Here is a 17,656-nt window from a genome sequence, read left to right as displayed (position 1 = left end):
GAGCCGTGGCGCGTCGTACAGCTCGGCGACGGAGTGCTCGAGTGGACGAGTCCCACAGGCCGCACCTACATCGACCGGCCGCCCCGCAGAACACCGTCACTTTCGCCGAAGCGCCGTTCCGACGCGAAGTCAGGGCCGGCGCCTGTGGAGCGGCTCGGCCGTGACGCGTATCTCGAGTTCATCCAGGTGCGGCACGTGACTCAGTGCCGAGCGCTGGGCCTCGGTGCTGATCCGGTCGGCGTCCGCGAGCGTGATGTCGCCCGCGTGCAGCACTGCATCTCCGTGCAGGCGGTGGCCGACCCAGCGCAGACGCACCCGCCCGACGCTGACGCCGGCGACGTGTCCGAGGGCGTGCTCGGCACGCTCGAGCAAGTCTGGCTCGATGCCGTCCATGAGACGCCGGCCGACCGACCGCACCGTACCCGCGAGCAGCACGACGATCATGGCCGAGATGACCAGGCCCACGATCGGGTCTGCAAGGGGAAAGCCCAGCAACACGCCTACGCCGCCGGCCACCACGGCGAGCGAGGTGAACCCGTCGGTGCGCGCGTGCACGCCGTCGGCGACGAGAGCCGCCGAGCCGATCCGTCGCCCGATGCGGATCCGGTACAGCGCGACGGCCTCGTTGCCGAGAAAGCCCACGACGCCGGCCGCGAGAACCCATCCGACGTTGGTGATCGGTCGGGGCTCGACGATCCGGTCGATCGCCTCCCACGCGGCGACCACGGCCGACAAGGCGATCATGAGCACGATGAACAGGCCTGCGATGTCTTCGGCTCGCTTGAAGCCGTACGTGTACCGCCGGGTCGGTGCCCGCCGCGACAGGGCGAACGCGATCCAGAGGGGCACGGCGGTGAGGGCATCCGAGAAGTTGTGGATCGTGTCGGCGAGCAGGGCGACCGAGCCCGAGAAGGCGACGATGACCGCCTGGAGCACGGTGGTCGCGAGCATGACGACCAGACTCACCTTCACTGCCCGGATGCCTTCGGCTTGCGTCTGCATCGCGTCGTCGATCGAGTCCGCCGCGTCGTGTGAGTGCGGCACGAAGATCTCCCGGAGGGATCCGCGCAGTCCGGGGGCATGCGAGTGCGAGTGCGGGGTCGAGTGGTCGTGGCCGTGGACGCTCATGAGCCGGTCCGGTCGGAGTGGTGGTGGCTCGGGTGGTCGCTCAGCGAGTGCTCGGCCTGCAGCACGGCATCCGAGACGAGTTGGGATGCGTGCTCGTTCGCCAGTCGGTAGAACACCCGCTGTCCCTCTTGGCGAGTGGAGACGATCCGGGCCATGCGCAGCTTTGCCAGGTGCTGTGACACGGCGGCCGGCGGGCGGTCGACCATCCCGGCCAGCTGATTCACCGCCAGTTCCTCTTCGCGGCGCAGGGCGAGGATGATGCGGATCCGGGTCGCGTCGGCGAGCAGGCCGAACACCTCCACCGCGAGTTCGACGAACTGACTGTCTGGGTCGAGGCCGCACATCCGCTTATCTGCATGCATACGCAGATACTGTCACATTCCCGACTCCGACGGGGCGGATCAGGAGGCGCATAGTCGTGCTCACTAGCGTGAAGGCACGCCCACTCGAGGAGACCCGTGTTCACCACTCCTGCCCGCCTGTTCCGCGCGCTCGCGATCGCCGAGGCGATCACCTGGACCCTGCTCATCAGCGCCCTCATCGCGCGCGCGGTCGGACAGCCCGCCGTGCTCGTCACGATCGCGGGAGGCATCCACGGCTTCGTCTTCCTCGCCTATGGCGCCACGGCGGTGCTGCTCGCCTTCCACCAGCGCTGGAACGTCGGCGCGGCGATCGTCGCCGTTGCGAGCGCCGTCGTGCCCTACGCGACGATCCCCGTCGAGATCTGGCTGCACCGCAGCGGACGCCTCGATGGTCAGTGGCGGCTCACCGAAACGGATGACCCGCGCGACCGCACCTGGTACGACCGCACGATGCGCTGGTTCCTGCACCGGCCGTGGGTGCTCGGTCTGCTGATCCTGGTCGCGGTGGCGGCGATCTTCAGCATCCTGCTGCTGGTCGGCCCTCCCGGCGGCCGCTGACCAGCGCGCTCGGTCGCGCCTCGGCACAGCTGCGCACGGAACCCCTCAGTGCGCGGTGGCGACGCCGATGCGATCGTGGGTGATCACGGCGGCGACGCGGGCTCCGGCGCCGGCGGCGACGATCAGCTGCTGCGGACCGGGAGCGGCGACGTCTCCGGCCGCGTACAGGCCGGGGAAGCTCGTCCGGCCGGACCTGTCGGTCAGCAGGTGTCCTGCCTCGTCGCGGTCGGGCGCGATGCCGTCGAGGAACGACAGGTCGGCCTCCCAGTCGGGGCGCACGAAGCCGCCGTCGATGGGGCGCGCGGTGCCGTCGGCGGTGCGCACCGCCTCGATCCGGCCGCGCTCGCCGGCCAGCTCGACGATCGGCGAGCGGACCACGGCGACGCCGGCCGTCGCGAGCTCTGCCTCTTCGGCGGTGGTCACCGCGTCGGATCCGTGGGTGAACACGGTGAGCTGCGGCGTCCAGTGCGAGATGAGCCTGGCGCGGTCGGCGAGGTCGGCGGATTCGCCGATGAGAGCGAGGCTGCGGCCGCGCAGCTCCCACGCATCGCACGCCGCGCAGCTGAACAGGGTCATTCCGTAGAAGCCGCGCAGGTTCGGCACCTCGGGCAGAGTCTCACGCAGCCCTGTGGCGAGCAGCACTGACCTCGCCGTCACGTGCTCAGAGGGCTCGCGTCGCCCGATGCCGGCGGCGAAGCCGGCATCCGTCGTCGTCAGAGAGCCCACCCGCACTCGTGAGCGGATCTCGACGTTCGGGTAGGCGGAGAGCTCCTCACGGGCGATGCGCCGCAACTCGAACGGCGGAACACCGTCGCGCGTGAGAAAGCCGTGCGAGTTGAGCGTCGCGGCGTTGCGGGGCCGGTCGGCGTCGACGACGAGCACGCGGGCGAGGGAGCGGCCGAGGTTCAGCGCCGCCGAGAGACCGGCCGGGCCCCCTCCGACGATGAGCACGTCGTAGTCAGCCATGCGCCGTCTCCTGCGGCGCGACAGTTGCCACGACGGGGTGGTCGAAGTCGTACGTCCCGACCTTCGACGCCCCGCCCGGTGACCCGATCTCGTCGAAGAACTCGACGTTCGCCTTGTAGTAGTCGGCCCACTCCTCGGGCAGATCGTCTTCGTAGTAGATCGCCTCGACTGGGCACACCGGCTCGCAGGCGCCGCAGTCGACGCACTCGTCGGGGTGGATGTAGAGCGAGCGCTCGCCCTCGTAGATGCAGTCCACAGGGCACTCGTCGATGCAGGCGCGGTCCTTCACGTCCACGCACGGCAGCGCGATCACGTAGGTCACGGGGCCAGCACCCCCGGCCGCGAGATGTCGACCTGCTCGTCGCGGCCGACGACCTTCACGCGCTCACGCACATGCTCGTGGTTCTCACCCAGGGCGCGCTCGTGGGCATCCAGCGCCAGCCATCCATCCCAGGTCGTGTACGCGGTCTCGCGCTCGTCGAGCAGGTCGAGCACGTCGGTCTCGACGGCCGGCGCCGTGAGAGCGCCGGCTGCGGCGTCTGCGACGAGGTGCCCGATCGTCTCGAGCGCGTCGGACTTCGTGTGCCCGATCAGGCCGACCGGCCCTCGCTTGATCCAGCCCGTGGCGTACAGGCCCGGCTGGCCGAGCACGCGGCCCTCGTCGTTGGGCACGACGCCGCGGTGCTCGTCGAAGTCGGCACCCTCGACGCGGGTGCCGTAGTAGCCGATGGCGCGGTACACCGCCTGCACGTCGTACTCGCGCACCTCGCCGGTCGGCACGGGTGCGCCGTCGGCGTCGGGTGCGGTGCGGGCGAACCGGATGCCCTCGACGCGGCTGTCACCGGTGATCTCGACCGGCGCGTGCCAGAAGTGCAGGTGCAGTCTGCGGGACGCCCCCGTCGACGGCCGGTCGCGCCACGAGTTCAGCGTGCGCAGCATGACCTTGAGCTGGTTGTTCGATGCGGCGGTCGGGTCGACGCCCTCGAAATCGTCGTCGTACAGCACGATGTCGACGTCGCGCACGTCGCCCAGCTCGCGCAGCTCGATCGGGGTGAACTTGATGTCGGCGGGCCCGCGGCGGCCGAACACGTGCACGTCGGTCACCGCAGACGACTCGAGGCCGGCGAGCACGTTGTCTGGCACTTCGGTGGTGCGCAGGTCGACCGCGTGCTTGGCGAGCACGCGAGCCACGTCGAGGGCGACGTTGCCGTTGCCGATCACCGCGACCGACGACGCGTCGAGCGGCCAGGTTCGCGGCACGTCGGGATGCCCGTCGTACCAGGCCACGAAGTCCGCGGCTCCGTACGAGCCGGTCAGGTCGACGCCGGGGAGGTCGAGTGCGGCGTCGCGCAGCGCCCCGGTGGCGAGGATCACGCCGTGGTACCGCTCGCGCAGCTCGTCGAGGGCGATGTCGCGCCCCACCTCGACGTTGCCGATGAACCGGATCGTGCGTCGCGCGCTACCCGTCTCGGGGAAGGCGTCGAGCATCTCGTGCAGCGAGGTGACGATGCCCTTGATGCGCGGGTGGTCTGGTGCGACGCCGTAGCGGATCAGGCCGTAGGGGGCGGGCAGCGACTCGAACAGGTCGATCTCGACGGCGCCGATGGCGTCGTGCGCCGCGACGGCCTGGGCGAGGAGGTTGCCCGCATAGATGCCGGCCGGGCCTGCGCCGACGATCGCGACGCGCAGCGTGGAGAGGGTCATGACAGGGGTGCCTTTCGGGACGAGGGGGAGGGGGAGTGGGCGTCGATTGCGCGGATGAGCCCGGTGTCGACCGCGAGGCCGGCGTCGAGCGCCGCGGCGAGACGCGAACGGGCACGCCGGCGCACGGGCCGGGACGGGCTTCCGGGTGCTGCGGACGAGGCGGTGCCGGATGTGGGTCCGGATGCCGTGATCGTCGCGGACGTCGTGGTCGTCGGGGATGCCGTGGTCGCGGCGTCACCGGCATCCGCCGGCACAGGGAACGCATCCGCCGGCACAGGCGACGCATTCCTCGGTGCGGGGACCGCTGCCGGGGTGAGCGACGCGGCGTGCGGGCTGAGCCGCACCACCTCGCCGATCACGACGACCGCGGGCGAGCGCACCTGCCTGACTGCCGCGAGCTGCGCGATCGTGCCGAGAGTTCCGATCGTCACCCGCTCGCCCGCGCCGTAGCCGTCTTCGACGATCGCGACGGGGCAGTCGGCGCCACGGGTGCCGGTGGCGAGCACGTGCGCCGAGTGCCCGAGCGTGCTGACTCCCATCAGCAGCACGAGCGTGTGGTCGGACCCCGAGGTGCTCACCGATCCGCCCGGCTCGATCTGATCGTGGGCGCTCACGACGCTGAACGACGCCGCGACGCCGCGGTGGGTCAGCGGGATGCCCGCGACCGCGGGCACCGAGACGGCGCTGGTCACGCCGGGCACGACCTCGACGCGCACGCCGGCGGCCTCGCAGAACAGCTGCTCCTCGCGTCCGCGACCGAACACGAACGGATCGCCGCCCTTGAGGCGCACGACCTCGCGGCCAGCCTGCGCGAGCTCGACGAGCAGTTCGTTGATGGCATCCTGAGGCACGCGGTGATGGCCGGGGAGCTTGCCGACGTCGATCACCTCGGCAGCGATCGTCGTGCCCTCGGCCTCGAGCTGGGTGAGAACGCTGCGGGCGCCGAGCCGGTCGGCGACGATCACGTCCGCCTTCTCGAGAGCGCGCAGCCCGCGCAGCGTGAGCAGGCCCGCGTCTCCCGGGCCCGCACCCACCAGGGTCACGGTGCCGGTCGGGCGCACGCGCCCGGGGGTGGTCGATGCGGCGGTCATCGGGTGCCTCCCAGCAGCAGTCCGCGGTTGCGCAGCATGCGCCTTTCGATCGGCCCGAACAGCACGAGCTCGATGACGATGCCGATCGCGAGGATGAGCAGGATGGTGGCGAGCACGCCGGCGAGGTCCGCCAGCTCGCGCGACTGGTTGAGCATCGTGCCGAGGCCGAAGCCGATCGACCCGCCGCTCGTGATGATCTCGGCGGCCATGAGCGAGCGCCACGAGAACGCCCAGCCCTGCTTGAGGCCGGCGAAGTATCCGGGCAGCGCCGCGGGCAGCGTCACCGCCGTGGCGAGCTGCCAGCGGCTGGCGCCGAGCACGGTTCCCACGCGGCGCAGCTGCGGCGGCACCTGATCGATGCCCGAGAGCAGGCCGTTCACGATCGACGGGATGGCGCCCATCAGGATCACGAAGTACGCGGTCGCGTCGCTCAGCGCGAACCAGATGATCGCGGCGGGCACCCATGCGACCGATGGCAGCACGGTGAGGCCCGAGATCAGGGGGCCTGCGGCCCGCCGCAGCAGCCGCCACTCGGCGAGCAGCATGCCCAGCGCCGTGCCGACGACGATCGCGATGAGAAAGCCGATCACGCCGCGCTCGAGGCTCGTGACCACGGCCTCCTGCAGACGGCCCGATTCCCAGGCGTCGCCGAAGGCGCCGGCGACGGCGGCAGGGCTGGGCGCCTTGTCGGGGCGAGGGTTCGCGATCACGACGTACAGCTGCCAGACGGCCAGCAGCACCAGCAGAAGGGCGACAGGCGGCACGACCTTGCCGAGCAGGGTGCGGCCGAGCGGCTGACGCTCGGCGGTGTCGGACTGCAGGCGGTCGAGGCCGGCGGAGAGGGTGTCGAGGTCGGCGGTCTCGCCCGCCTCGGCTCGGGGCTGGGTCAGCTCACGCGGCATTTCGGGCGATCTCCTTCCGCAGCTCGGCGGTGATCTCGGTGGCGAGCGCCGCGACCTCGGGTGACTCGATGCGTCGTCCCGTGGTGTTCTGGATGCGCCATTCGCCGGCGATGCGGCCGGGGCGGCTCGAGAGCAGGATCACGCGCTGCCCGAGGCGCGCAGCCTCGCGCACGTTGTGCGTCACGAACACGATGGTGCGTCCCGTCGCCCGCCACACCCGCTCCAGTTCTTCGTGCAGCAGGTCGCGGGTGATCGCATCGAGTGCGGCGAACGGCTCGTCCATCAGCAGCACCGAGCGGTCCTGCGCAAGAGCGCGCGCGAGGGCCACGCGCTGGCGCATCCCTCCCGAGAGCTCGTGCGGACGTCTGTCGGCCGCCTCGGTCAGGTTGACGGTGCCGAGCAGCCTCTCGGCCTCCGCACGGCGCTCGGCTCGGGGCATCCCTCGCAGCCGCAGCGCCAGCTCGACGTTCCTGCGGGCTGTCAGCCACGGCATCAGAGCCGACTCCTGGAACATCACCGCCGAGCCGGATGCCGGTGTCGTGAGCTCGCCGGAGGTGAGCGGCTCGAGCCCGGCGATGAGGTTGAGCAGTGTCGACTTGCCGCATCCGGATGCCCCGAGCAGGCACACGAACTCGCCGGGGGCGATGTCGAGCGAGATGTCGTCGAGCACCACCGGACCCGCGCCGTAGCGCTTGGTCACACGGGTGATGCGCACCGCGGGCTCGACGACCGGCGCCGGCGCCGCGAGCGGCGTGACGCCGTCGAAGCTCGGCGCCAGCGGGGTGCCCGGTTCGGGGGCGGCCGCCGGTGCAGCCAGGGTCGTCTTGCCCGCGGTGGCGCCCATCACTCCTCCCCGAGGCCTGCCGCCGAGACGGGCTCGGTGCCCGCCTCCTCGAGCAGCGCGTTCAGCGCCCGAAGGTCGAACAGGCCGTCGATCGAGCCGTCCTTCTGCGTGCCGGCCGCGAGGCCGTTGTCGACGAGCGTCTCGAAGGTCGACGCCACCGGGTCGACCGTGAAGGTCACGTTCTCGAGTGCACGGGCGAGCACCGCATCGTCGAGCGTCTTGCCCGTGGCCTCGTCGAGCGCATCGTTGATCACGGCGGGCGCCTTGTCGGAGTTCTCGTCGAGCCACTCCACGGCGGCGATGTGCCCCTCGAGCAGCTCCTCGACGACGTCGGGATGCTGCTCCGCGAACTCCGCCCGCACCAGCAGCACCGTGGTCGGGAAGGCGCCGTCCTTCCACAGGTCCGCTTCGTCGACGAGCACATGCGCACCCGCCTCGACGACCAGACGCGACACCCACGGCTCGGGCAGCCACGCGCCGTCGAGCTGCCCGTCCTGGAACAGCGTCAGCGTCTGCGCGTTCTCGGTGGGCGTCACGTTCACGTCACCCCCGCCCGACACCGAGGTCTCGAAGCCCTCGTCGGCGAGCCAGCTGCGCAGCGCGACGTCCTGCGTGTTGCCGAGTTGCGGGGTCGCGATGTTCGCGCCCTTCAGATCGGCTGGCGAGTCGATGCCGTCGCGCACGACCAGCGCCGCTCCGCCGGAGGTGGCGCCGGCGATGATGTGCGCCGACGTGCCGCCCGACTGGATGAACGTGTTGATCGACGGGTTGGGTCCGATGTAGGTCGCGTCGATCGCGCCGGCCGAGAGGGCCTCGATCGCGGCGGGGCCGGCGTTGAAGACCTCGGTCTTCAGGTCGACGTCGCCCAGGGCATCCTGGAACAGACCCTCCGACAGGCCGACGAGAGCCGGCGCGTGGGTGACGTTGGCGAAGTAGCCGAGACGCACCTCGGCGAGGTCGTCCTTCCCGCCTTCGGCGGCCGCGCCGGATGCCGGGGCGCAGCCCGCGAGCGCCAGAGCGGTGAGGCCCATCGCCAGGCCCCCCAGTGCGGTGAATGTCCTGTTCTTACGGGTGATGTTCACGGTTTCGCCTCCTTAGGCTCGGTGGTGCGGTGTGGGTGGTGCGGGTCTGCGGGGTCAATCGATGACGGTGCCGGCGGCGAGCGTGGCGCCGTCTGCGGGGTGGATCAGCAGCAGCGAGCCGCCCTCGCGGCTCTGCGCGTACGGTTCGAGAGGCAGATCGGATGCCAGACGAAGGCGCACCCGGCCGATCTCGTTCTCGGCGAGGGAGCCCGCTGCTGTCAGGTCGTGGTGCGCGAGGGTCTCGAGGTCACGACGGGTGAGCACCTCGGCGACGATCGCCTGCACCGTCGCCGTGCCGTGCTTCACGAGCACGCGGGCCCCGGCGACCGTGGCGCGAGCGTTCAGCTGGAAGAGCTCGACCACGGCATCCCTGCGCAGCGCGGGGGCTGAGCCCTCGGCGACGATCAGCGCGCCGCGAGCGGCGTCGATCTCGTCTGCCAGGGTCAGCGTCACCGACTGGCGCGCTCCCGCGCTGCCCGCGTCGGCTCCTGCGACATGCACGCCGGTCACCTCGGTCGTGCGACCGGAGGGCAGCACCTGCACGCGGTCGCCGACCGAGACGGCTCCGGCTGAGATGCGACCAGCGAAACCGCGGAAATCGCGCAGCCGCTCGGCTTCGTCGGCATCGATCTCGGGCGACAGGCCGCCCTGCGGGCGCAGCACGAGCTGCACCGGCAGGCGCAGCGGCGCCTCGGCGTCGGTGCGGACGGGCAGTGTCTCGAGCAGCTCGAACAGCGTCTCGCCCCGGTACCAGGGCGTGCGCTCGGAGCGATCGACGATGTTGTCTCCCTCGAGCGCCGAGACGGGCAGCACGCGCACGGCGCGGATGCCGAGTTCGTCGGCCACACGCAGCGCCTCCAGCTCGATGTCGACATAGGTCTGCTCGTCGAAGCCCGTGAGATCGATCTTGTTGACCGCGACGATCACGTGCGGCACCCGGAGCAGCGAGGCCACGGCCAGGTGGCGCCGCGTCTGCTCGACGACGCCCTTCCTGGCATCCACCAGCACGACCACGGCATCGGCCGTGGCGGCGCCGGTGACCATGTTGCGCGTGTACTGCACGTGCCCAGGGCAGTCGGCGAGGATGAAGCTGCGCCGGTCGGTAGCGAAGTAGCGGTACGCGACATCGATCGTGATGCCCTGCTCGCGCTCGGCGCGCAGGCCGTCGGTCAGCAGGGCGAAGTCGAACGCGCCGTGCGCGAACCCGCGAGCGCGCGACGTGGCGGCGACCTGGTCGAGCTGATCGGCGAGGATCGCCTTCGCATCGTGCAGCAGCCGCCCGACGAGAGTCGACTTGCCGTCGTCGACCGAGCCGGCGGTCGCGAACCGGAACAGCGTGGTCTCGGCGCTCATCAGAAATACCCGTCCTTCTTGCGGTCTTCCATGGCGGCCTCGCTGATGCGGTCATCGGCCCTGGTGGCACCGCGCTCGGTGAGGGTCGTGCGGGCGACCTCGTCGACGATCGACGCCGTGTCGGCGGCATCGGACTCCACCGCTCCTGTGCAGCTCATGTCGCCGACGGTGCGGTAGCGAACGGTGCGGCGCACCACCTGCTCGCCCTCACGCGGCTGCGAGAACTCTCCGACCGCCCACCACATGCCCGAGCGCTGGAACACCTCGCGCTCGTGCGCGTAGTAGAGCGGAGGCAGCGAGATGCCCTCGCGGTCGATGTAGCGCCAGATGTCGAGCTCGGTCCAGTTCGAGATCGGGAAGGCCCGCACGTGCTGACCCGGCAGGTGGCGGCCGTTGTAGAGGCTCCACAGCTCGGGGCGCTGATTGCGCGGATCCCACTGCCCGAACTCGTCGCGCAGCGAGATGATGCGCTCCTTGGCCCGCGCCTTGTCTTCATCGCGGCGGGCGCCGCCGAACACCGCGTCGTGGCGGCCGGCGGCGATCGCGTCGAGCAGGGGCTGGGTCTGCAGCGGGTTGCGGGTGCCGTCGGGGCGCTCGAACAGCCTGCCGTCGTCGATGTAGTCCTGCACCCTGGCGACCTCGAGGTCGATGCCGAGACGTGCGACCGTCTCGTCGCGGAACCGGATGACCTCGGGGAAGTTGTGACCCGTGTCGACGTGCAGAACCGGGAACGGCACGCGGCCAGGGGCGAAGGCCTTCGCCGCGAGGTGCAGCACGACGACCGAGTCCTTGCCGCCCGAGAACAGCAGCACGGGGCGCTCGAACTCGGCGACCACCTCGCGGATGATGTGGATGCCCTCGGCCTCGAGCAGGTCGAGCGTGCTCAGCGCTGTCTGATCGATGGTGGTGCTCATACGTGCAGCCCGCATTCTGTCTTCGTCAGTCCGGCCCAGCGGCCGGATCGGGGGTCTTCGCCGGGCGCGACCGGCCTGGTGCACGGAGCGCAGCCGATCGAGGGGTACCCGTTCGCGATCAGGGGGTTCACCGGCACGTCGTGCGCGGTGGCGTAGTCGATGAGGTCGTCGAAGCTCCACGCCGCGACCGGGTTCACCTTCACGAGCCCGTTGCGCTCGTCCCACACGACCAGCTCGGTCGCTGAGCGTGTCGGCGCCTCGTCGCGGCGCACCCCGGTGAACCACGCCTCGTAGCCGCCGAGCGCCCGCTGCAGGGGCTCGACCTTGCGGCGTGCGCAGCACAGACCAGGGTCGCGGGCGAACAGGTCCGTGCCGAACTCGGCATCCTGCTCCCGCACCGACTGCACCGGCTTCACATCGACGACCGTCACGTCGAGACGTGCGGCGACCTCGTTGCGCGTGAACGTCGTCTCGGCGAAGTGGTAGCCCGTGTCGAGGAACAGCACGTCGACACCCGAGAGGCTCTGGGAGACGAGGTGGGGAAGCGCGGCATCCGCCATCGAGCATGCGACGGCCGCCTGCGAGACGGCGAAGTTCTCGGCCACCCAGGCCACGACCTCGGCCGGGGTCGCCTCATCCGGGCGGCGGCTGCGCAGCTCGACGTTGCCCCGCTCGGCCAGGGCTCTGAGGTCGGCGGCGGGCCGGCGCCCCGTGCTGGCGGCGAAGGGGATGCTCATTGCAGGGCCTCGTCGTCTGCACGGTGGGCCCACTGCGCGAAGGTCTCATCGGCGCTCTCCCGGTCGGCCAGATAGCGGCGGATGACCCGCTCGGCGTAGTCGGCGATGCCGTCGGCGGGCACCTTCAGCCCGCGGACGGTGCGCCCGAGGCCGGCCTCCTCGCGGTCGACGTTCGCCAGTCCCCCGCCGAGGTGCACCTGGTAGCCGGGCACCTGCTCGCCGTCGATCAGCACGAGCTGACCCTTCAACCCGATGTCCGCGGTCTGGATTCGAGCGCACGAGTTCGGGCATCCGTTCACGTGCAGGGTGATCGGGCGGCCGATCTCCGGCTCGAGGGCACCGAGGCGCTCCTCCAGCTGCTCGATGGCGCGGGCGGCGTTGACCTTCGTCTCGACGATCGCGAGCTTGCAGAACTCGATTCCGGTGCACGCGATCGTGCCGCGGCGGAACAGGCTCGGGCGAGCCGACAGGCCGATGGCGTCGAGACCGGCCACGAGGCTCTCGACGTGGCTCTCGTCGATGTCGAGCACGAGCAGCTTCTGATGCGGGGTGGTGCGCACGCGCTGCGAGCCGTGCGCCTCGGCGAGGTCGGCCAGCGCGGTGAGGGTGCTGCCCGAGACACGACCGACGAGCGGGGCGGCACCGACGAAGAACCGGCCGTCCTTCTGCCTGTGGATGCCCACATGATCGCCCAGGCTCTTCGGCTTGGGTGCCGCGGGTCCATCGGGCAGCGGGCTGTCGAGGTACTCGTTCTCGAGCACGTCGCGGAACTTCTCGGTGCCCCAGTCGGCGAGCAGGAACTTCAGCCGCGCCTTGTTGCGCAGGCGCCGGTAGCCGTAGTCGCGGAAGATCTGCGTGACACCGTGCCACACCTCGGCGACCCGGTCTGGTGCGACGAAGACGCCCAGGCGCTCGCCGAGTCGCGGCACGACCGACAGCGCGCCGCCGACCCACAGGTCGTAGCCGATGCCGAGCTCAGGGTGCTCGACCGCGACGAAGGCGCAGTCGTTGATCTCGTGCACGACGTCCTGGCTGGGATGCCCGGTGATCGCGGTCTTGTACTTGCGCGGCAGGTTCGAGAGGGTCTCGTCGCCCAGGAACCGGTCGGCGATCTCGCGGATCTGCGGGGTCGGGTCGATGAGCTCGTCCGCCGCGATGCCGGCCACAGGAGAGCCGAGGATGACGCGGGGCACGTCGCCGCAGGCCTCGGTCGTGCTGAGGCCGACGGCCTCGAGGCGACGCCAGATCTCCGGCACGCTCTGCACCTCGACCCAGTGCAGCTGCACGTTCTGCCGGTCGGTGATGTCGGCCGTGTCGCGGGCGAACTCGGTCGAGATCTCGCCGATGACGCGCAGCTGCCCGGTGGTCAGCTGCCCGCCGTCGATGCGCACGCGCAGCATGAAGTACTCGTCTTCGAGCTCGTGAGGCTCGAGCTGAGCGGTGCGTCCGCCGTCGATGCCTGGTTTGCGCTGCGTGTAGAGGCCCCACCAGCGGAAGCGTCCGTGCAGGTCGGTCGGGTCGATGCTCTCGAACCCGCCCTGGGCGTAGATCGTCTCGATGCGCTCGCGCACGTTGAGGCCGTTGTCGGCGAGCTTGAACTCCTCATTGCCGTTCAGCGGCTCGGTGCCGTCGATCGCCCACTGGCCGTGCGGCTTGGTCGGTGTGCGGCTGGTGCGCGTCCTCGCGCCGCGGATCGCCGCCGGCTGCTGAATGGTCATCTCGCCCCCTCGGTTGAATGGCTGGGGATCAACGTACGGACTGTCCTGTGCGAGCCGGAAGCGTTCATGACACGCAGCGACCACGGACGACACACGGCGTCATGTGACGCGAAACATGACGCCAGAGGGGTGGCGCGCTCGCCGGATCTGTGCATCCGGCGGCGGGCACGCGCACAGGCGGGGGTGCACGAGCAGGCGGGGGTGCACGAGCAGGCGGGAGTGCCCGAGCACAGGATCTTCAACGGGAACAGGACGGAACCGCGGAATCCGTCCTGTTCTCGCGTGTTCTCCTGTTCTCGCTGACTCAGCTCCGGGACTCGGCCTGCTCGTATCGGGAGACCACGAGGTCGACGAGGGCCTCCGGGATGCCGTCGTCGGCCTGCAGATCGTCGAGCAGGGGAGGGGTGATGACGTGATCGCCCGCCTGCCGTGCCGCGAGATCGAAGAAGAATCCGCGCCCGAGCAGGTAGGTCGCGACGACGGCATCCGGAGCAGCGGCCAGCGCCGTCGGCAGATCCGGATGCCGTGCCGCGAGGTATCCGATGTCGACGCGGCGTCCGGTGCGGGCACGCAGCAGAGCGGCCATGCCCTCGGCATCCGGAACCGAGCGCTCGTCGCGCGACCCCGCGACAGCCAGCACGACGGGGGAGCCGGGGCGGCCGATCCCGTCGAGCCGCAGCGCGAGCACCTCGGCGAGCAGGGAGTCAGGGCCGAGCGGTGCGGTGACCACGGCATCCGCGCGCCCGCTCGCGATGCCGTGCAGGTCGTGATGCACGTGGAACCCCTGCGAGAGCAGCAGCGGCACGATCACGGCCGGCCTGTCGATTGCGGCCAGCGCGCTCGCCGCGTCGGGCTGCTGCACGTCGACGAACCCTTCGCGCACGTCGACATCGGGCATCCGATCGGCCACCCGTGCGACGAGAGCCGCGATCGACCGCGCGCCGTCGAGGTCTGAAGTGCCGTGCGAGACGGCGAGCAGCGCTGGTCTGGCCATGCGGGCGACTCTAGGTCGCCGGAACCGGATGCGTCGCGCGCGGCGTCAAACAGGGAAATGCAGAGCGGCACGGCGCGAAGACGGCCGCGCTATCGTCGTGCCATGTCGGACGTGGTCGAGCGGCGATCTGCTGCGGCGAGGCTGCTCGTCGAGGGTGCGAGCGACCGGCTGGCGCTGCAGGCGCTCGCACGGAGGCGCGGTGATTCGCTGCAGGGCGTCGAGATCGTCGACCTCGGCGGGATCACCAACCTGCGCGCTGAGCTGCTCGCGACCGGCACCGACCGCGTGGTCGGGCTCTACGACGGGGCCGAGCGGCACTATGTCGTTCGCGTTCTCGAGGCCTTCGGCGTCACCGATCTCGAGGCGGCCGGCTTCTTCGGGTGCGAGCGCGACCTGGAAGACGAGGTGATCCGCGCCGCCGGGCCTGAGCTCGTGCTCGAGACGCTCGCCGAGCGCGGCGAGCTCGCGCGATTCAGGAGGTTCCAGCGTCAACCGGCGCAGCGCGTGCGCAGCATCCAGGAGCAGCTGCACCGCTTCGCGGGCACCGCAGCCGGTCGCAAGTCGCGCTTCGCGGCGGATCTCATCGACGTGATCCCCCTGGAGCGGATGCCCGTGCCTCTCACGAGCCTGCTGGATCGCGCTCTCGCGAACCAGCCGGAGAAAACCTGAGTCGACTCATATCAACTTTGTTTGACAGCATCCGGTCGTCGGTTTACACTTGAGTCATCACGACTCAGGTTCACATCTGATCGTCCGCAGACTTTCACCAATGCAAAGGAGAAACACATGGCACGTGCTGTCGGTATCGACCTCGGAACCACCAACTCCGTCGTCAGCGTCCTCGAGGGCGGCGAGCCCAAGGTCATCGCCAACGCCGAAGGCTTCCGCACCACCCCGTCGGTTGTCGCGTTCACCAAGGACGGCGAGGTGCTCGTCGGCGAGACCGCCAAGCGCCAGGCCGTCACCAACGTCGACCGCACCATCTCGTCGGTCAAGCGCCACATGGGCACCGACTGGTCGTTCGACGTCGACGGCAAGAAGTGGACGCCGCAGGAGATCTCCGCGCGCATCCTCCAGAAGCTCAAGCGCGACGCCGAGTCGTACCTGGGCGACACCGTGACCGACGCGGTCATCACCGTCCCCGCCTACTTCAACGACGCCGAGCGTCAGGCCACCAAGGAGGCCGGTGAGATCGCGGGCCTCAACGTGCTGCGCATCATCAACGAGCCCACGGCAGCGGCCCTCGCGTACGGCCTCGACAAGGGCAAGGAAGACGAGCTCATCCTCGTGTTCGACCTCGGTGGCGGAACCTTCGACGTCTCCCTCCTCGAGGTGGGCAAGGACGACGACTTCTCGACCATCCAGGTGCGCGCCACCGCCGGTGACAACCGCCTCGGCGGCGACGACTGGGACCAGCGCGTCGTGGACTACCTGATCAAGCAGTTCAAGGAGACCACCGGCGTCGACGTCTCGGGCGACAAGATCGCCCTGCAGCGCCTCAAGGAGGCCGCCGAGCAGGCCAAGAAGGAGCTCTCGTCGTCGACGAGCGCGTCGATCAACCTGCCCTACCTCTCGCTGACCGAGTCGGGCCCCGTCTCGCTGAGCGAGAGCCTCACCCGCGCGAAGTTCGAGGACCTCACCAAAGACCTGCTCGACCGCACCAAGAAGCCCTTCGAGGACGTCATCCGCGAGGCCGGCATCAAGGTGGCCGACATCGACCACATCGTGCTCGTCGGCGGTTCGACCCGTATGCCCGCGGTTGCCGAGCTCGTCAAGCGCGAGACCGGCAAGGACGCCAACAAGGGCGTCAACCCGGATGAGGTCGTCGCCGTCGGCGCCGCCCTGCAGGCCGGTGTCCTCAAGGGTGAGCGCAAGGACGTGCTGCTCATCGACGTCACCCCGCTGAGCCTCGGAATCGAGACCAAGGGCGGCATGATGACCAAGCTCATCGACCGCAACACGGCGATCCCGACCAAGCGCAGCGAGACCTTCACGACCGCCGACGACAACCAGCCGTCGGTCGCCATCCAGGTCTTCCAGGGCGAGCGCGAGTTCACCCGCGACAACAAGCCGCTCGGCACCTTCGAGCTCACCGGCATCGCCCCGGCCCCCCGCGGCATCCCGCAGATCGAGGTCACCTTCGACATCGACGCCAACGGCATCGTGCACGTGTCCGCCAAGGACAAGGGCACCGGCAAGGAGCAGTCGATGACCATCACCGGCGGCTCGTCGCTGTCGAAGGAGGACATCGACCGGATGGTGCGCGAGGCCGAGGAGAACGCGGCCGAAGACAAGAAGCGCCGTGAGGCCGCCGAGGTCCGCAACCAGGCCGAGACCCTCGCCTACTCGATCGAGAAGCTGATCAAGGAGAACGAGGACAAGCTCCCCGAGGACGTCAAGACCTCGGTCCAGGGCGACGTCGACGCTCTCAAGACGGCTCTCGCCGGCGACGACGACGAGGCCGTGAAGACCGCGTTCGACAAGCTGAACGAGTCGCAGACCAAGCTGGGCGAGGCGATCTACGCGCAGTCCCAGGCGGATGCCGCAGCCGGCGCCCCCGCAGGCGACGAGGCTCCCGCAGACCCCTCCTCCGATGAGGATGTCGTGGACGCCGAGGTCGTGGACGACGAGGACGAGAAGAAGTAATCATGACGGACAAGAACTTCGACGACAACAGCGCCGAGGTTCCCGGCGAGGGGTCGGATGCTCAGGCATCCGGCCCCGCGTCGCAGAACCAGAGCGCTCCAGACAACCCCGACTCGACCGAGGCCGCAGCGGCCGAGGGCTCTGACGACGACCTCACGGTCGACGACATCCTGAACGCCGAGCAGATCGACGAGGCGGCCAGCGCAGACGGCTCCGACGCCGGCATCGCCGACGCCGAGCACGCTCTGCTGACAGACCTGAAGCGCCTGACCGCCGAGTACGCGAACTACCGCCGCCGCACCGAAGAGCAGCGCCACGTCGAGATCGCCCGCGCCAAGGGCGAGGTCGCGAAGGGGCTGCTGCCCGTGCTCGACGACCTCGCGCGCGCCCAGCAGCACGGCGACCTCGCCGAGGGCTCGGCGTTCGCCGTGATCGCCGACAAGCTGCGCGCGGCGGTCGAACGGCTCGGCGTGGTCGCCTACGGCGAGCAGGGCGACGAGTTCGACCCGCAGCAGCACGAGGCGATCTTCCAGCAGCCGACCCCCGGTGCCACGACGTCGACGATCCTCGAGGTCGTCGAGGTCGGCTACCGGCTCGGCGACGTCGAGCTGCGTCCGGCCAAGGTCGTCGTCGCCGTACCCGCAGAGTAGGTGATCG

18 protein-coding genes are annotated in these 17,656 nt (G+C 70.2%); 4 read left to right on the top strand and 14 right to left on the bottom strand.

Features of this window, described 5'->3' with window-relative positions; all coding sequences use genetic code 11:
• Nucleotides 1–129: 129 nt before the first annotated feature.
• Both JOE67_RS07590 and JOE67_RS07585 read right to left on the bottom strand, forming a co-directional pair.
• On the bottom strand, nt 130–1,128 hold the full coding sequence (locus JOE67_RS07590) for a cation diffusion facilitator family transporter (protein ID WP_204974878.1): 999 nt from the start codon (nt 1,126–1,128) through the stop codon (nt 130–132).
• Nucleotides 1,125–1,490: an ArsR/SmtB family transcription factor gene (locus JOE67_RS07585; protein WP_204974877.1), complete on the bottom strand. Its 366-nt coding sequence runs from the start codon at nt 1,488–1,490 to the stop codon at nt 1,125–1,127. Before JOE67_RS07585 ends, JOE67_RS07590 begins: the two co-directional genes overlap by 4 nt.
• Nucleotides 1,491–1,586: 96 nt before the next feature.
• Between JOE67_RS07585 and JOE67_RS07580 the strand changes: the two genes are divergently transcribed.
• Nucleotides 1,587–2,048 (top strand): DUF3817 domain-containing protein, encoded by a 462-nt coding sequence (locus JOE67_RS07580; protein WP_204974876.1) that lies wholly within the window; start codon nt 1,587–1,589, stop codon nt 2,046–2,048.
• Nucleotides 2,049–2,093: 45 nt separating this feature from the next.
• Here JOE67_RS07580 and JOE67_RS07575 read toward each other — a convergent pair whose 3' ends face one another.
• The 12 genes from JOE67_RS07575 to JOE67_RS07520 form a co-directional block, all read right to left on the bottom strand.
• Nucleotides 2,094–3,014 (bottom strand): NAD(P)/FAD-dependent oxidoreductase, encoded by a 921-nt coding sequence (locus tag JOE67_RS07575; protein ID WP_204974875.1) that lies wholly within the window; start codon nt 3,012–3,014, stop codon nt 2,094–2,096.
• A complete protein-coding gene (fdxA, locus tag JOE67_RS07570) occupies nt 3,007–3,336 on the bottom strand; it encodes a ferredoxin (RefSeq protein WP_204974874.1) in 330 nt (109 codons plus the stop codon). Before fdxA ends, JOE67_RS07575 begins: the two co-directional genes overlap by 8 nt.
• A complete protein-coding gene (locus tag JOE67_RS07565) occupies nt 3,333–4,718 on the bottom strand; it encodes an FAD-dependent oxidoreductase (protein WP_204974873.1) in 1,386 nt (461 codons plus the stop codon). The genes fdxA and JOE67_RS07565 overlap by 4 nt, the downstream gene beginning before the upstream one ends.
• The gene (cobA, locus tag JOE67_RS07560; RefSeq protein ID WP_204974872.1) at nt 4,715–5,809 is read right to left on the bottom strand and encodes a uroporphyrinogen-III C-methyltransferase; all 1,095 of its coding nucleotides are present in this window, start codon (nt 5,807–5,809) and stop codon (nt 4,715–4,717) included. The genes JOE67_RS07565 and cobA overlap by 4 nt, the downstream gene beginning before the upstream one ends.
• Nucleotides 5,806–6,711 (bottom strand): ABC transporter permease, encoded by a 906-nt coding sequence (locus JOE67_RS07555; RefSeq protein WP_204974871.1) that lies wholly within the window; start codon nt 6,709–6,711, stop codon nt 5,806–5,808. Before JOE67_RS07555 ends, cobA begins: the two co-directional genes overlap by 4 nt.
• Nucleotides 6,701–7,555 (bottom strand): ABC transporter ATP-binding protein, encoded by an 855-nt coding sequence (locus JOE67_RS07550; protein ID WP_204974870.1) that lies wholly within the window; start codon nt 7,553–7,555, stop codon nt 6,701–6,703. The genes JOE67_RS07555 and JOE67_RS07550 overlap by 11 nt, the downstream gene beginning before the upstream one ends.
• A complete protein-coding gene (locus JOE67_RS07545; protein ID WP_420827655.1) occupies nt 7,555–8,631 on the bottom strand; it encodes an ABC transporter substrate-binding protein in 1,077 nt (358 codons plus the stop codon). The genes JOE67_RS07550 and JOE67_RS07545 overlap by 1 nt, the downstream gene beginning before the upstream one ends.
• A gap of 60 nt (nt 8,632–8,691) precedes the next feature.
• Entirely contained in the window at nt 8,692–9,990 is a 1,299-nt protein-coding gene (locus JOE67_RS07540) for a sulfate adenylyltransferase subunit 1 (RefSeq protein WP_204974869.1), read from the bottom strand.
• Nucleotides 9,990–10,904: a sulfate adenylyltransferase subunit CysD gene (gene cysD, locus JOE67_RS07535; RefSeq protein WP_239528039.1), complete on the bottom strand. Its 915-nt coding sequence runs from the start codon at nt 10,902–10,904 to the stop codon at nt 9,990–9,992. Before cysD ends, JOE67_RS07540 begins: the two co-directional genes overlap by 1 nt.
• Complete coding sequence (locus JOE67_RS07530; protein ID WP_204974867.1) at nt 10,901–11,641, bottom strand: phosphoadenylyl-sulfate reductase; 741 nt, start codon at nt 11,639–11,641, stop codon at nt 10,901–10,903. The genes cysD and JOE67_RS07530 overlap by 4 nt, the downstream gene beginning before the upstream one ends.
• On the bottom strand, nt 11,638–13,359 hold the full coding sequence (locus tag JOE67_RS07525) for a nitrite/sulfite reductase (protein WP_204974866.1): 1,722 nt from the start codon (nt 13,357–13,359) through the stop codon (nt 11,638–11,640). The genes JOE67_RS07530 and JOE67_RS07525 overlap by 4 nt, the downstream gene beginning before the upstream one ends.
• Nucleotides 13,360–13,663: 304 nt before the next feature.
• Complete coding sequence (locus JOE67_RS07520) at nt 13,664–14,353, bottom strand: sirohydrochlorin chelatase (RefSeq protein WP_204974865.1); 690 nt, start codon at nt 14,351–14,353, stop codon at nt 13,664–13,666.
• 102 nt (nt 14,354–14,455) lie between these two features.
• Between JOE67_RS07520 and JOE67_RS07515 the strand changes: the two genes are divergently transcribed.
• The 3 genes from JOE67_RS07515 (at nt 14,456) to JOE67_RS07505 (ending at nt 17,649) form a co-directional block, all read left to right on the top strand.
• Complete coding sequence (locus JOE67_RS07515) at nt 14,456–15,022, top strand: ATP-dependent endonuclease (RefSeq protein ID WP_204974864.1); 567 nt, start codon at nt 14,456–14,458, stop codon at nt 15,020–15,022.
• A gap of 117 nt (nt 15,023–15,139) precedes the next feature.
• Nucleotides 15,140–16,999, top strand: coding sequence for a molecular chaperone DnaK (dnaK, locus tag JOE67_RS07510; RefSeq protein ID WP_204974863.1), 1,860 nt, complete (start codon nt 15,140–15,142; stop codon nt 16,997–16,999).
• Nucleotides 17,000–17,001: 2 nt separating this feature from the next.
• Nucleotides 17,002–17,649 (top strand): nucleotide exchange factor GrpE, encoded by a 648-nt coding sequence (locus tag JOE67_RS07505; protein WP_204974862.1) that lies wholly within the window; start codon nt 17,002–17,004, stop codon nt 17,647–17,649.
• Nucleotides 17,650–17,656: the final 7 nt, after the last annotated feature.

This window comes from Microbacterium esteraromaticum, from assembly GCF_016907315.1.
Classification (GTDB): domain Bacteria; phylum Actinomycetota; class Actinomycetes; order Actinomycetales; family Microbacteriaceae; genus Microbacterium; species Microbacterium esteraromaticum.
Note: the sequence above shows the minus strand (reverse complement) of the source record. Positions and strands in the feature narration are given on the sequence as shown.

Bases quoted from the DNA above. Each gene is read 5' to 3' on its own strand.
- JOE67_RS07590 (WP_204974878.1), bottom strand. From the start codon at position 1,128: ATGAGCGTCCACGGCCACGACCACTCGACCCCGCACTCGCACTCGCAT.
- JOE67_RS07585 (WP_204974877.1), bottom strand. From the start codon at position 1,490: ATGCATGCAGATAAGCGGATGTGCGGCCTCGACCCAGACAGTCAGTTC.
- JOE67_RS07575 (WP_204974875.1), bottom strand. From the start codon at position 3,014: ATGGCTGACTACGACGTGCTCATCGTCGGAGGGGGCCCGGCCGGTCTC.
- JOE67_RS07565 (WP_204974873.1), bottom strand. From the start codon at position 4,718: ATGACCCTCTCCACGCTGCGCGTCGCGATCGTCGGCGCAGGCCCGGCC.
- cobA (WP_204974872.1), bottom strand. From the start codon at position 5,809: ATGACCGCCGCATCGACCACCCCCGGGCGCGTGCGCCCGACCGGCACC.
- JOE67_RS07555 (WP_204974871.1), bottom strand. From the start codon at position 6,711: ATGCCGCGTGAGCTGACCCAGCCCCGAGCCGAGGCGGGCGAGACCGCC.
- JOE67_RS07550 (WP_204974870.1), bottom strand. From the start codon at position 7,555: ATGGGCGCCACCGCGGGCAAGACGACCCTGGCTGCACCGGCGGCCGCC.
- JOE67_RS07540 (WP_204974869.1), bottom strand. From the start codon at position 9,990: ATGAGCGCCGAGACCACGCTGTTCCGGTTCGCGACCGCCGGCTCGGTC.
- cysD (WP_239528039.1), bottom strand. From the start codon at position 10,904: ATGAGCACCACCATCGATCAGACAGCGCTGAGCACGCTCGACCTGCTC.
- JOE67_RS07530 (WP_204974867.1), bottom strand. From the start codon at position 11,641: ATGAGCATCCCCTTCGCCGCCAGCACGGGGCGCCGGCCCGCCGCCGAC.
- JOE67_RS07525 (WP_204974866.1), bottom strand. From the start codon at position 13,359: ATGACCATTCAGCAGCCGGCGGCGATCCGCGGCGCGAGGACGCGCACC.
- JOE67_RS07520 (WP_204974865.1), bottom strand. From the start codon at position 14,353: ATGGCCAGACCAGCGCTGCTCGCCGTCTCGCACGGCACTTCAGACCTC.
- JOE67_RS07515 (WP_204974864.1), top strand. From the start codon at position 14,456: ATGTCGGACGTGGTCGAGCGGCGATCTGCTGCGGCGAGGCTGCTCGTC.
- dnaK (WP_204974863.1), top strand. From the start codon at position 15,140: ATGGCACGTGCTGTCGGTATCGACCTCGGAACCACCAACTCCGTCGTC.
- JOE67_RS07505 (WP_204974862.1), top strand. From the start codon at position 17,002: ATGACGGACAAGAACTTCGACGACAACAGCGCCGAGGTTCCCGGCGAG.